11 protein-coding genes and 2 riboswitches are annotated in these 14,090 nt (G+C 31.9%); of the genes, 9 read left to right on the top strand and 2 right to left on the bottom strand.

The features are described 5' to 3' along the window. The first annotated feature begins 16 nt into the window (after positions 1-16). From G9F72_RS23625 to rbr, 6 genes are all read left to right on the top strand, one after another. Entirely contained in the window at positions 17-967 is a 951-nt protein-coding gene (locus tag G9F72_RS23625) for an ROK family protein (RefSeq protein WP_164958028.1), read from the top strand. Between the two features lie 282 nt (positions 968-1,249). Further along, entirely contained in the window at positions 1,250-4,045 is a 2,796-nt protein-coding gene (locus G9F72_RS23620; protein ID WP_224676233.1) for an endo-beta-N-acetylglucosaminidase, read from the top strand. Between the two features lie 116 nt (positions 4,046-4,161). Beyond that, a riboswitch (SAM riboswitch) is annotated at positions 4,162-4,282 on the top strand. A 92-nt stretch (positions 4,283-4,374) separates the two neighbouring features. Continuing rightward, positions 4,375-4,479: riboswitch (SAM riboswitch) on the top strand. A gap of 128 nt (positions 4,480-4,607) precedes the next feature. Beyond that, positions 4,608-5,618: a methionine ABC transporter ATP-binding protein gene (locus G9F72_RS23615; protein WP_164958029.1), complete on the top strand. Its 1,011-nt coding sequence runs from the start codon at positions 4,608-4,610 to the stop codon at positions 5,616-5,618. Next, positions 5,608-6,252 carry a methionine ABC transporter permease gene (locus G9F72_RS23610; protein ID WP_164958030.1) on the top strand — a complete coding sequence of 215 codons (645 nt, stop codon included), beginning with the start codon at positions 5,608-5,610 and terminating at the stop codon, positions 6,250-6,252. The genes G9F72_RS23615 and G9F72_RS23610 overlap by 11 nt, the downstream gene beginning before the upstream one ends. A gap of 72 nt (positions 6,253-6,324) precedes the next feature. Next, the gene (locus tag G9F72_RS23605; protein WP_164958168.1) at positions 6,325-7,146 is read left to right on the top strand and encodes a MetQ/NlpA family ABC transporter substrate-binding protein; all 822 of its coding nucleotides are present in this window, start codon (positions 6,325-6,327) and stop codon (positions 7,144-7,146) included. A gap of 164 nt (positions 7,147-7,310) precedes the next feature. After that, entirely contained in the window at positions 7,311-7,895 is a 585-nt protein-coding gene (gene rbr, locus G9F72_RS23600) for a rubrerythrin (RefSeq protein WP_164958031.1), read from the top strand. Positions 7,896-7,964: 69 nt separating this feature from the next. Here rbr and G9F72_RS23595 read toward each other — a convergent pair whose 3' ends face one another. Further along, the gene (locus tag G9F72_RS23595; RefSeq protein ID WP_224676232.1) at positions 7,965-10,520 is read right to left on the bottom strand and encodes an EAL domain-containing protein; all 2,556 of its coding nucleotides are present in this window, start codon (positions 10,518-10,520) and stop codon (positions 7,965-7,967) included. Positions 10,521-10,893: 373 nt separating this feature from the next. On the opposite strand from G9F72_RS23595, the gene cbiM reads away from it, so the two are divergent. The 3 genes from cbiM to G9F72_RS23580 are packed head-to-tail and all read left to right on the top strand — an operon-like array spanning position 10,894 to position 13,418. Beyond that, positions 10,894-11,889: a cobalt transporter CbiM gene (cbiM, locus tag G9F72_RS23590; RefSeq protein ID WP_164958033.1), complete on the top strand. Its 996-nt coding sequence runs from the start codon at positions 10,894-10,896 to the stop codon at positions 11,887-11,889. Next, entirely contained in the window at positions 11,890-12,684 is a 795-nt protein-coding gene (locus tag G9F72_RS23585; RefSeq protein ID WP_164958034.1) for an energy-coupling factor transporter transmembrane component T, read from the top strand. A gap of 5 nt (positions 12,685-12,689) precedes the next feature. Further along, positions 12,690-13,418: an energy-coupling factor ABC transporter ATP-binding protein gene (locus tag G9F72_RS23580; protein ID WP_164958035.1), complete on the top strand. Its 729-nt coding sequence runs from the start codon at positions 12,690-12,692 to the stop codon at positions 13,416-13,418. A 67-nt stretch (positions 13,419-13,485) separates the two neighbouring features. On the opposite strand, the gene G9F72_RS23575 is transcribed toward G9F72_RS23580, so the two are convergent. Beyond that, positions 13,486-14,016 carry a DUF1003 domain-containing protein gene (locus tag G9F72_RS23575; protein ID WP_164958036.1) on the bottom strand — a complete coding sequence of 177 codons (531 nt, stop codon included), beginning with the start codon at positions 14,014-14,016 and terminating at the stop codon, positions 13,486-13,488. Positions 14,017-14,090: the final 74 nt, after the last annotated feature.

The following is a 14,090-nucleotide window of genomic DNA, read 5'->3' as shown; positions in this document are numbered from 1 at the left end:
ATCGAAATGGAGTGGTATGAATATGAAGTATGTAATTGGGGTAGATCTAGGTGGAACTAAAATAAGTTGTGCATTGGCAGATTTATCGGGTAAAGTAATTGAGATACAAGTAGTTGCTACTAATGCAAGTGAAGGTGAAATTGCAGTATTAAATAGAATTATAAGTGTAATTGATAAAGTCATGCTAAATAAAAATACTAGTAAAGAAGATATTAAGGCTATTGGGATAGGTGCACCAGGCCCGCTAGATGCTAGAAAAGGAATTATAGTAGAGCCTGCAAACCTTCCATTTAAAAACTTTGATTTAGTAACGCCAATAGTGGATAAGTTTAATATTCCTGTTTACTTAGATAATGATGCCAGTGTAGCAGCCATTGGAGAGTTTATGTTTGGTGCTGCAAAAGGTACAGAAAATATGATTTACATAACTGTAAGTACTGGAATTGGTGGGGGAGCTATTCTTAATGGACAAGTATACAGGGGAAGAACAACAAATGCTCTAGAAATTGGCCATACAACTGTAGAACCATTTAGTAGTGCAAGATGCAATTGTGGTAATTTAGGTTGTTTAGAAGCTCTAGCGTCAGGGACAGCAATAGCTAAAAGGGCAAAAGATGCTGCGTCAAGCAATATTAATACAAGCTTAAAGGGATATGAAATAATAACAGCATATGAAGTGTTTAAAGAAGCAGAAAATGGAGATAAAGTTGCAATTTCTATAAGAGATAATGCTTTAAGATATTTAGGTATTGGAGTAACAAATATTATTAATACCTTTGACCCAGACATTGTAGTAATAGGTGGGGGAGTTTCAAAAGCTGGTGAAATAATCTTTGATAAAGTTAAAGAAGTTGTTAATGAAAGGGGACTTAAAACAATGACTGCTGGTTGTGAAATAGTACCAGCAAAGCTAGGAACAGATGCGGGAGTTATAGGCGCAGTTGCCTTAGCAATACTACAAAGCTAATTTTATTTGATAAGTTTAACGACATTTCAGAAGGAAAGTCCCCCACTTCTACAAGTGGGGGATAATATGTATATTTTATTCACTTTTTCTAAAATTACTACACTTGTTCCTAGAACTTTAGATGTGTTAAAGTTTAATTGTAATCGTTTTACTAGTTGATTAGCATGAATAAATTTGATCTATATTTTAAGAGTATGCAGTAAATGTAGCACTCTTAAATTAAGATAAAAAAGAAGTCTTAAAATTATCAGGTGGCTTCTTAAAATTAGGGGGGGTAAGTATATGAACTTAAAAAATAAACACATGAAAAAACTAAAACTTTTAGCTCCTGCACTTTTAGCTATCACATTTAGCTTTAGTCTTGTTTCTTGCAATGAGCGTGCGGGAAGCAGTAGCTATCGTATAACAGAGGAGGCTAGTGAATTTGTTATAGCAAATCAACCTATATCATCTCAATGGTTCCCAAAAGAACTTTCAAAGTGGAAAGCAACAGAGGACAAGAATGCTAATTTTAATAAGAGTACGGTACCGCTGGCTAAAAGAGTGGATAAGAACAAATTATATCCTGTTAATGCATCACAAAACAAGGATATGAAGGTTGTTGCTATTTCAATAATGAACGCTAGTACTAGTGGGAATGCATCTCAGGGGTCTAACAAATTCGCATCTAATACATTTTCTTATTGGCAATATATCGATAAACTTGTATATTGGGGCGGTTCTTCAGGTGAAGGGTTAATAGTTCCACCAACTGCTGATGTTACTGATTCGGCTCATAGAAATGGTGTTCCAGTTTTAGGAACAATATACTTCCCTCCTGCAGCTTATGGCGGAAAGTTAGAATGGCTTAATGATTTTCTAGAAAAAGATGCTAGCGGTAACTTCATTATGGTTGATAAACTTATAGAAGTTTCTAAAACTTACAATTTCGATGGTTGGTTCATAAACCAAGAAACTGAAGGTACAAAAGAAGCACCTGTATCTAAGGAGCATGCCGTTCTTATGCAAGAATTTATAAAACAATATAAGAGCAAAGCTAAGGACAAGTCGGAGATAATGTGGTATGACTCTATGACAAAGGACGGTGAGGTAGATTGGCAAAATGCGCTTAATGAGAAAAATGATTATTTCTTAGTTGATGCAGATAAGAAGCCTGTTGCTGATAGCATGTTCCTAAACTTCTGGTGGACTAATAAAAAACTTGTTGAGAAAGAATTGCTTAAGGCTTCAAATAAAAGAGCGGAAGAAGTTGGTGTAAATCCATATGATATATATGCTGGAGTAGATGTTCAAGCTAATGGTGTAAGTACTCCGGTTCGTTGGGACTTATTTGAAAAGGATGCTAAAAGTAACTTCACATCTCTTGGACTTTATGCTCCTAGTTGGACATTCTTCTCCTCAAATTCTATAGAAGAGTTTGAAAATAAGGAAAATAGACTGTGGGTAAATGAATTTAAAAATCCGTCTATCCCTACAGAGGTTAAAGGAACTGAGTGGAAAGGTATTTCAACTTATGCTATTGAAAAATCAGTTGTAAATACATTGCCTTTCACAACTAATTTCAATATAGGCAATGGATATAACTTCTTTATTAATGGAGAAAAAGTATCTTCACGTGACTGGAATAATAGAAGTCTTGAAGATATAATGCCAACTTATAGATGGATAATTAAAAATGAAGGTAAGAATAAATTAAATACTTCTATAGATTTTGCTTCTGCCTTCTATGGTGGAAATTCTATAAAATTCATGGGAAAATTAGAAGCTGCTAAAGCTTCTACGGTAAAACTTTATAGTGCTGACCTTAAACTTGAAAAAGGTATAAAATTCACTACTTCAGCAAAATCAAGCGCAGAAGTAAATCTTGATTTGGTTTTAGAATTCCATGATGGAACCACTGCAAATATAAAAGCTGATAAGAGCATAACAGCCGAATGGACAACTGTAAATTATGATGTTTCTAAGTTTACGGATAAATCAATTAAAACAATATCTTACAAAATGTCTTCAGAAAAGGATATTAGTAATTTAGTTTTTAATTTAGGAAATATAACAATACAAGACCCTAAATCTAGCAAAAAAGTTTCTGTTAGTAACTTAAAACTTGATGATGCTAAATTTGAAGAAGATGATATGTATGTAGGTGCAAGACTTTCTTGGGACAAAGGAAGCGAAGCAGATGTTAATCATTACGAAGTTTACAGAATTAATGATGATAAAACAAAATCATTCTTGGGGGCCACTCCAAATAATATGTTCTTTGTAAACGCTCTTAAGAGAGATGATAAATTAGATAAAACAACCTTTGAAGTAGTTGCTATTAATAAAAATTACATTTCAGGAAAATCAGGTCAAGTAGATATGAAATGGCCTGCAAACAATATTCCTAAAGCAAAATTTAAAGTATCAAAAACATTAGTTTCACCTGGTGAAGAAATAACATTTGAAAGTCTTAGCTCTGCAATTACTGAAAGTGTAGAATGGAGTCTACCTGGTGCAAGCGTTGAAAAAGGTACAGCTAATAAAGCAACTGTTAGCTATGCTAAAGAAGGGGTATACTCAGTTACATTAACAGCTAAGAATAAAGAAGGAAAAGATGTTAAGGTTATTAAAGACCTTATAACAGTAACTGGTAAAGCTAAAAAAGAACTTGCAAACCTTTCACAAAACAAAACAGTTACGGCTTCAGGTTTTACAAATGATAATGAAGCACCTAAATTCGCTGTAGACGGAAAAACGAAAACAAAATGGTGCGCAGTAGGTCCTGCACCTCATGATATTACAATAGACCTTGGTGGTGTTAAAACAATAAGTGAAATTCGGATGGCTCACGCTGAGGCTGGTGGCGAAAATCCTGATATGAATACTCAAAGGTATTCAGTGGAAACTAGTTTAGATGGAGTAAAATTTACACCATTGCTAGAAGTTCTTAAAAATCCACTTGCAAATACTATTGACACATTTAAAGCAACTCAAGCTAAATATGTAAAAATCATTGTGTTAAAACCAACTCAAGGAGCAGATTCTGCGGCAAGAATATATGAAATAGATGTTCTTGGAATAGATGGTCCTCTTTAAATAATAATAGAAACTTGCCACTTGGTCCCCAGGTGGCAAGTTTTTATTATTTTAAAAAATTCTTTACTTTTCATCTAGATAGTGATATCATAACTTTAATTTAATAAAGCAATTAATTCTCATCAAGAGAGGTAGAGGGACTGGCCCTATGACACCTCGGCAACCGTCAGATATCATTTGTCTGAAAAGGTGCTAATTCCTGCGCTAAGTTCCTTAGAATTTAGCGGAAGATGAGAGAGGTGACCTTGTAATATCATACCTCTTTCATCATTTATATTGATGGGAGAGGTTTTTTGTTTTGATATAGATTGAAAGTAAAATTTAATATTGTCTTATCAAGAGAGGTGGAGGGAATGGCCCTATGAAACCCGACAACCAGTATCATATCTATGATACATGGTGTTAAATCCTGCAGCATTGCTGCGAGATAAGAATAAGTTTGGCATTAGAGCCCAAGTTTATTCTTGGGTTCTATTTTTTTTTAGAAAAAATAATTGTTAATATCAATATCAACAATATTAACAATGAAAAAAAATAAGTAATAAAAAGGAGAAGGAATATTATGATTAAAGTTAGTGACGTAAGTAAAAGTTTTTCCAGCGAGAAGGTATTAAATAATGTTTCTTTTACAGTGGATAAAGGCGATATTTATGGTGTTATTGGTCACAGCGGTGCAGGTAAATCCACATTGCTTAGATGCTTTAACGGGCTTGAATCCTATGATACAGGTAGCATTAATATAATGGGTAGTGAAGTAAAGCAGTTAAACCCCAAAGAGCTCCGCGAATTTAGAAAAAATGTAGGTATTATTTTTCAAAGTTTTAATTTGATTAATAGAAAAAATGTTTTTGAAAATATAGCCTTTCCACTGGAAGTATGGGGCACCGATAAAAATTCTATAAAAGAAAGAGTAGATAGCTTAATAGATTTAGTTGGACTTAATGACAAAGTAAGTAGCAATATATGCGAGCTTAGCGGAGGCCAAAAGCAAAGAGTTGGAATAGCAAGGGCCTTGGCCTTAAATCCGAAAATATTACTTTGTGATGAAGCTACTTCTGCACTAGATCCTAAAACTACAAAGTCCATATTGGAGCTTTTAAGAGATATCAATAATAAATTTAATATAACAATTATTGTAGTTACTCATCAAATGGAGGTGGTAAAAGAGATTTGTAATAAATTTATTCTTTTAGAAGGGGGTGAAATTAAAAGTAGCGGTATTACAGATGAATTATTTATTAGGCCAACAAGTGAAATGAAAACACTTATGGGAGAGGAGGAATTATTACCTAGCACGGGCTATAACATTAAAATATTTTTTCCGAAAGAAATTAGCCAGAGTTGCGTCATAACTTCCATAGCCAGGGAATTAAATATAGATTTTTCAATAGTATGGGGGAGGCTTGAAAAATTCAGAGATAACGTAATGGGCAGTCTTATAATAAATGCAAGTGAGGAGAATAAGGAAAAGATATTAAACTATTTAAATAAAAAATCTATAGACTGGGAACTCATTAATTATTTAGTTAAGTATGAGCAGTATACGAAAGGGGGGATTATAAATGCTATTTAAAGATGTTTTACTACCTGCACTAATAGACACCATATATATGGTATCAGTATCCACAATTTTTACAATTATTTTAGGGTTTATTACAGCAGTGGGGCTTATTATAACCACTCCTAAAGGTCTAAGGCCAAACGCTTTAATATATAAAAGTTTAAATTTAGTTGTAAATATACTTCGGTCATTTCCTTTTATTATATTGATGATATCTATATTCCCATTAACTAAGATTATTGCTGGGACAACCATAGGTACTAATGCAGCTATAGTCCCATTAACCCTAGGAGCAGCTCCTTTTGCTGCAAGAATAATTGAAACTGCACTACTTGAGGTGGATTATGGAATTATTGAGGCAGCTAAATCTTTCGGTGCAAAAACCTATCAAATTATATTTGGGGTAATGGTAAAAGAGGCAATGCCATCTATAGTTCTTGGAGTTACTTTAACCATAATAAACATTATAGGTTACTCAGCTATGGCTGGAACAATTGGTGGAGGTGGCCTTGGAGATGTAGCAGTGAAATATGGCTACTATAGATTTAAAACAGACATCATGATATACACAGTAATTATTTTAATTGTAGTTGTGCAAATCATTCAAGCCTTAGGAAATTTATTATATAGAAAAATGATTAGATAGATTTTTAAAATACAAGTAGCTTATTAGTTGATAAATATTAAGTACAAATTAGGAATACAAGGGGGAAAATTAATAATGAAAAAAATATTAAGCGTATTATTAACAATAGTTGTGATTTTAACAGTAAGTGGCTGTGGATCAAAAAAAGATGTGGCTACAACTGCAAAGGCTGTGCCAGAGAAAAAAATAATTAAAGTAGGTGCCTCACCCGTGCCTCATAGTGAAATATTAGAGGCGGTAAAGCCGTTGCTCGCAAAAGAGGGATATACCCTTGAAATAGTAGAATTTACTGATTATGTAACACCAAACACCGCACTAGCCGAAGGGCAACTAGATGCCAATTTCTTTCAACATGTACCTTATTTGCAATCCTTCAGTAAAGAAAAAAATCTTAAACTTGATTATACTGTAAAGGTTCATCTAGAACCTATGGGAGTGTACTCTAGTAAATACAAAAAACTCAGCGATTTAAAAAATGGAGCTGAAATAGCTATTCCAAGTGATCCTACAAATGGAGCAAGGGCGCTTAGGGTACTTGAAAATGCTGGATTATTAAAATTAAAGAGTGGAGAGCTTATTTCTAAGCTTGATATTACGGAAAATCCAAAGAAATTTAAAATAACTGAACTTGATGCGCCTCAACTTCCAAGAATTTTAAAAGATGTAGATGCAGCAGTTATAAATTCAAATTTCGCTATAGAAGCTAAATTAAATCCAACAACGGATTCATTAGCCATTGAATCAAAAGATTCTCCATATGCAAATGTACTTGCTGTTAGAAGTGAAGATAAAACTAAACCTTATATAGAGGCACTTTCAAAGGCTTTAAATTCTCCAGAAGTTAAAAAATTTATTGAGGAAAAATATAAAGGAAATGTAATTCCCGCCTTTTAGGTGCCATCCACGTGGCAAGTAATAATTTTGGTATAAGGTGAAACCACCTTGCAAGGGATGAATTTTTTGAAAACAACAGGATTTAAAAGAGGAAAATTATTGTATTTAGAGAATACATTAATATATACAATTATTTTCTCTTCGGAGATAAAAGGAGGCATTTTATGAAAATATTAAAAGGTACAAAGACAGCTGAAAATCTTATGAAATCATTCGCGGGTGAATCACAAGCTAGAAATAGATATACTTATTATGCGTCTGTAGCGAAAAAAGAGGGATATATACAAATATCTAATATATTCACAGAAACTGCAGGAAATGAGAAAGAACATGCAGAAAGATTTTTTAAATTTTTAAGCGCAAGTTTAAATGGAGAAGTTGTAGAAATTAATGCTACATATCCTGTAGGTTTATCGGATACAAAAGCAAATCTATTATGGGCAGCAAACGGCGAAAAAGAAGAATGGACAGAACTTTATCCAGAATTTGCAAGAGTTGCTGAAGAAGAAGGTTTTCCAGATGTTGCTTTTGTTTATAGAAAAATTGTTGAGGTTGAAAAGCGTCATGATGAAAGATACAGAAAATTACTAAGCAATATAGAAAATAATACAGTATTCCAAAAAGATACTTTAGTTAACTGGAAATGTACTAATTGTGGTTATATTTTTGAAGGAAAAAGTGCTCCAGAAATATGCCCAGCCTGTGCACATCCAAAAGCATATTTTGAGATATTAGCTGAAAATTATTAATAAAAGGTAGATATAGGAATGGGAAATGGATTAGTGTGAAAACAATCCATTTCCCATTATTTTGTTACCTTAATGATTATTACTTTTCAAGAGGTTGAATGGGTCACACAAGCCATTAGTATTTAAAAACCTCCCAAAGTCGCTTGCGTTTAATGGTTTACTAAAATAATATCCTTGGATTTCATCACAGTCATAGCTTTTTAATAAATTGAGTTGTTCTAAAGTTTCAACGCCCTCTGCTATAACATTTAAATTTATACCATGAGCTAGAGATATTAAAGATGATGCAATAAAACTATCTTTTGAATTAATGGTTATTTCATCAATAAAGGATTTATCAATTTTTATAAAGTCTATAGGTAACTTTCTTAAATAATTTAAAGATGAATAACCTGTTCCAAAGTCATCTAAGTATATGCTAATACCCATGTTCTTTAGTTCATTTAATATCTTAATATTCTTCTGGAAGTTGTCCATCAAAATGCTTTCTGTTATCTCAAGTCCTAGCCATTCTGGAGCTAATGAAGTTTCCATAAGTATATTGTTTATGATTGGAATTAAATTCTCCTGTTTCAATTGCTTACCGGATAAGTTAACTGCAACTTTAAGGGTAGTAAATCCCTTATCATGCCAAATTTTATTTTGTCTACAAGCCTCTCTTAACACAAATTCACCTATAGAATCTATAAGGCCAATTTCTTCTGCTAGTGGTATGAATATTACCGGTGAAACAATGCCAAGTGTGGGGCTTATCCATCTAACTAAGGCTTCCATTGATGTTGTTTTACCAGTTTTAACATTTACTTTAGGCTGATAATATACTTCGAATTCATTATTATCAACTGCCAGTCTTAAGCTATTTTCAAGTTGTAATTTTTCAGATATCTTCAAATTCATGGCTTCATCAAAGATTTTATAAGTATTTTTGCCGAGGTTTTTAACGTGATTTAATGCAATATCTGCATTTTTAAATAGTGATTCAATATCATTACCATGTGATGGATATAGTGAAATTCCTAAACTAATTGTAGTATAAAGTATTTCATATCCATTAGCTGTAATAGGATGTCTAAAAACATTAAGTAATTTTTCGGATAGTGCTTCTATTTCATTAAGACCACTTATATTAGGAAGAAATAAAGTGAATTCATCTGCGCCTAAATGGCATAATAATTCATGACCTTTTAAAAGGCTCATTAAAATCTCAGACACTTTTCTTAGGAATTCATCACCTACACTATGACCTAAAGTATCATTTATAATCTTGAAATTATCAATATTTAAACGAAACAAGGCACCTTCATGATTATTATCTTTAAGGTTCTTTAAAACTCCGGGCATGTTCTTTAATAAATAGTTCCTATTTCTAATGCCTGTAATAGGGTGCTTATATGCCAATATACTAATAGTCTCCTCTGATTTTCGTAATTCTCCTATTTGGTAAATCAATTTCTCTTCAGTTGATTTAAGATCCCCAACTAGGATACTAATATTTTCTGCAGCCTTATTTAAAGACTTTCCAAGCATTGCTGTTTCATCGCTAGAGGTTATATAAATCTTTCCATCTAAATTTCCCATTGCAAGTTCTTCAGCAAAGTGGGTTGCGAGGATAACAGGTTCAGATATTTTTCTGCTTATTTGTATAGCTATTCTTGAAGATGATATTAATCCTATTATAATAGCAATTAGAGCATAAAAAATTCCAGACTGCATATCTTTAAAAATCATTTTCTGTGGTATGACTGTTACTAAAATCCATTGATTTATGAGGTGAGTATATCCTATAAGTTTTTTTTGACCTTCAAACTCAATATCCAAACACCCAGATTCGTTATTGAACATTGCATCGGCAATGTACTTGTATTTTCCACCTTGGATTTCTTTAAGATTATCTTGTGAGGTAAAATTTTTATGGACTATATAGTTATAATTATCATTTAATAAAAATGCATATCCATCGTTACCTTTAATTGATTGAATAGTATTTATCATTTCAACATATTTATTAAAATTTAGATCTATTCCAACTACTCCTATTAAAATTCCGTCTTTATACACTGGTTCACTGTAAGATATCATCTCAACTCTTATATTTCCATCTAGCTCATCAAAGTAAGGCTTACTCCATACTCCTTTATTCTGTTTAATGGCATTATAATACCATTCCATTGCAGGGTTATTTGTATTAAAATTGCTTAATGTGTCATTTTCTATTCGTTTATATATACCACAATCATATGTATCTTCAAAAAAAATTTCATGTACATTCTTGGTTATGTCTGGATTAAAAGCAACATATATACCCATAAAATCTCTATTTGTACTATTTAGCTTATTAATTATAGGTGTTAAAGTTTCTTCATATTTTGAAGGATTTGTGCTTAATGTATTAAGATCAACCAATTGATTAATAGTTGAATTTAATCCTCCTACAATAGTTTCAGCCCTAATAAAGGTACTATTTAATTTTTTACCATTAATTATGGCTTGCGCTTTAGTACTTAGCATATCTTCTTGCCTGATGCTAATAGTACTTTGAGCAATAATAACACTTCCCACTACCAAACTCATAATAAGAACACAGCCAATAATGGATACAAGTATCTTATTTCTAATTTTATTCATTTTAAAGATTTTCAGCATGATTTTTCTCCCCAAAAAACTGTTATTCCTACTTAATTGTATAAATTTAGACTTAATAATATTATTTAACAATATTATTATACATTATAATGTAAATATATTGCTACTATGAGTTGTTACAATTTAATGTCAGAGTACTTGAAAAATTGAGTCAAAGACATAAATGACCTTAGACAAAATATGTACTATTCTGATAAATTATGATAAAATTATTAAATAAGACTAGAATTCGAGCAATTACTGAGAGAAGATAAGATATTTATTAATAAGCAAGAAGTTGTAATATATAAATAATCAGTGTAAAATACATAGCATATAGAATTAAAAGACTAGAGCAGGCCTAGGGAGGTTTTTCATGCATATTCCAGATAATTATTTAAGTCCAACAACCTGCGCAGTTATGGGTGCAGTTATGGTGCCAATATGGAAAATCGCTGTAAAAAAGGTTAAAAATGAATTAACAAAAAAAAGAATACCTCTCATGGGCATAGGAGCAGCGTTTGCCTTTATGGTTATGATGTTTAATATCCCACTTCCAGGAGGAACTACTGGACATGCAGTGGGAGCAACTTTGATAGCACTTCTGCTAGGACCATGGGCAGCCTGCATATCAATAACTATTGCACTGCTCGTGCAGGCGGTTATCTTTGGAGATGGTGGTATTTTAGCATTTGGAGCAAATTGCTTTAATATGGCATTTATAGCACCTTTTATAGGGTATTATTCTTACAATTTAATAAAGCAAAGAATTAAAACAGATAAAGGTAATTACACCGCAATTTTTATTTCAGCATACTTAGCACTTAATGCCGCTGCAATGTTTACAGCTATTGAATTTGGAATTCAACCTCTTTTATTTGTGGATGGAGCAGGACTTCCAATTTATTCTCCATATCCATTAAACGTTTCAATTCCTGCAATGCTTATCCCCCATTTACTTATTGTAGGGGTTCTAGAAGGAATTATTACAGCTGGTGTATATGGATTTATTAAGCAGGCTTCACCAGGAATTATTTATGAAGGTTTAAAAATAAAGATGAAACCGATTTATGGACTCATTATTGGAATGGTCTGCCTTTCTCCACTTGGACTACTAGCAACTGGAACGGCATGGGGAGAGTGGGCACCAGAGGAAATTAATAATGTATTAACTAAGGGTAAAACATTAGGTTTTATTCCAAAAGGAATGCAAAAGGGGTTTAGTTTTAAGGCACTAATGCCGGATTATTCAGTTAATGGAATCTCAGAAATTATGGGTTATATACTCTCAGCAATAGGTGGAATTGCTATTGTGATTATAATTTTTAAGCTAATTAATAGTAAAGCAAGCCATGAAAAGAGGGAGTTTTAAATGCCAGAATGGCTTTTGAAAAAAGATGATTATGTTCCTTCCACTGAAAAGAATACCTTTATTAACAAGAGCATTCTATCTATTTTAGAGATGTTAACAAAATTAAAATATAACGCAAAGTATAAATCTAATAGATTTGGAATAAATACCATAACTAAATTTATATCAGCAGTTTTATTAATAATGCTTGTAGCATTATCAAGAAGTTTAAATTTTATTATAATAGTAGACGTGTATTTACTACTTATCATTAGCATACTTAAAGCAGATGAAATAAAACACATAATCAAATTGGCGGTAGTAGTAACAATTTTTACGCTTATTATTCTACTTCCCTCTTTTCTTATGGGAAATACAAATAATAGTATACTGATTGTAATTAAAACACTAACTACGGTAACAGCGGTTAATATCACATCCGCAATTACACAATGGAACGATATAACTAAGACATTAAAACTATTCTTTATACCAGATATTTTTATCTTAGTTTTGGATATTACTATAAAGTATATTGTTATTTTTGGAGAGTTTTCACTGAATATGTTATACGCTCTTAAACTAAGGTCTGTAGGAAAAAACAAAAACAAAACAACCTCGCTATCAGGAATCATAGGTACTATGTTTATAAAGTCAAAGGAAATGGCTGAGGAAATGTATGGAGCAATGGAATGCAGAGGGTTCACTGGAGAATATAAATTACATAGCAAGTACAAATTTAGACTAAATGATATCTTTTGTATTATAATAAACATAGGTTTTATAGCTTCATATTTTTATTTTGTTAGGGCGTGATTTTATTGATCAAAATGGAAAATATTTATTACTCATATGATAGTGGTGATACCGCACTTAAAGATGTTAGTTTACAAATTAATGCAGGTGAATCTGTGGCTTTTATAGGCCCAAATGGAAGTGGAAAATCTACACTTATGAAATTGATTAATGGACTAGTGAGTCCTAGTAGTGGAAGCTATAGCTTTGAGGGGGTAGAAATAACTTCAAAACACCTCCAAAATGATTCGTTTTTAAAGAGCTTTCATAAAAAAATCGGTTTTGTATTTCAAAATTCAGAGGTACAGCTTTTTTGCTCAAATGTATATGAAGAAATAGCATTTGGTATAAGACAAATGGGAATGCCTGAAGAAGAGGTTCAGAAAAGGGTTGAAGATATTTTAAAACTCTTAAAGGTTGAAGACTTAAAACATAGACAACCTTATCACCTAAGTGGAGGAGAAAAAAGAAAAATAGCTATAGCCTCTGTACTTGTCATGAACCCAGAGGTGCTTGTTTTTGATGAACCTATGAATGGACTTGATCCTGAGTCAAAAAGGTTTTTAAGGGAACTCATGATTTTATTAAATGATGCTGGAAAAACAATTTTGTGTTCAACTCATGATTTTGAATATGTAAAAGGTGTATTTAAGAGAGTTGTTGTATTTTCAAAGGATCATACAATTATAAGAGATGGTAGCTATAAGGAAATAATGGAAGACAATGAGTTTTTGTTTAACAACAATATAATTTAAACAAATGGTGCCATCCACGTGGCAAGTGGCAAGTTTTAAACTTGCCACTTGCCACGTGGATGGCACTTTATTTTGGTAAACTATCAATATATTTCACCATTTTAGATTGATTTTCTACTAATATCTTTTGATTTTCAATTAATGTATCCATTTTCTTATGCAAATCTTGAATTATTAATTCTGATTTAAGATTTATTTTATAATCGTTTGTTGATTTTATTCTATCTTTATCTTCCTGTCTATTCTGGCTCATCATAATTACAGGAGCTTGTATAGCGGCAGTACAAGATAGCACTAGATTAAGAAGTATAAATGGAAATGGATCGAATAAATTTTTAAAAATAGAATTAACCACTATCCATATTGCTATAATTGATAATGCAATTATTATAAAACTCCAGCTTCCTACTGATGCGGCTATTTTATCCGCCATTTTATTCCCGAAAGTAAGGGTCTGTGCATGAGTGATTACGTTATCTTTGGATATCTTATTTCCTAATAGTTCATGCAATAAATCTTCTTCAATATCGTTAAAAATCTCTCCTTGTTCTAATATTTCATTTACAATTTTTTCGGTATCTGATATTTTATTAGCCAAATTAATGACCTCCTTATATAACTAGTTTATAATTTAATTTTACATAAAAAATCCTGGTTATCCATGACTTTATT

Origin of the sequence: Clostridium estertheticum (assembly GCF_011065935.2) — a bacterium.
In the GTDB taxonomy this organism is placed as follows: Bacteria; Bacillota; Clostridia; order Clostridiales; family Clostridiaceae; genus Clostridium_AD; species Clostridium_AD estertheticum_A.
Note: the sequence above shows the minus strand (reverse complement) of the source record. Positions and strands in the feature narration are given on the sequence as shown.

Bases quoted from the DNA above. Each gene is read 5' to 3' on its own strand.
- G9F72_RS23625 (WP_164958028.1), top strand. From the start codon at position 17: ATGAATATGAAGTATGTAATTGGGGTAGATCTAGGTGGAACTAAAATA.
- G9F72_RS23620 (WP_224676233.1), top strand. From the start codon at position 1,250: ATGAACTTAAAAAATAAACACATGAAAAAACTAAAACTTTTAGCTCCT.
- G9F72_RS23615 (WP_164958029.1), top strand. From the start codon at position 4,608: ATGATTAAAGTTAGTGACGTAAGTAAAAGTTTTTCCAGCGAGAAGGTA.
- G9F72_RS23610 (WP_164958030.1), top strand. From the start codon at position 5,608: ATGCTATTTAAAGATGTTTTACTACCTGCACTAATAGACACCATATAT.
- rbr (WP_164958031.1), top strand. From the start codon at position 7,311: ATGAAAATATTAAAAGGTACAAAGACAGCTGAAAATCTTATGAAATCA.
- G9F72_RS23595 (WP_224676232.1), bottom strand. From the start codon at position 10,520: ATGAATAAAATTAGAAATAAGATACTTGTATCCATTATTGGCTGTGTT.
- cbiM (WP_164958033.1), top strand. From the start codon at position 10,894: ATGCATATTCCAGATAATTATTTAAGTCCAACAACCTGCGCAGTTATG.
- G9F72_RS23585 (WP_164958034.1), top strand. From the start codon at position 11,890: ATGCCAGAATGGCTTTTGAAAAAAGATGATTATGTTCCTTCCACTGAA.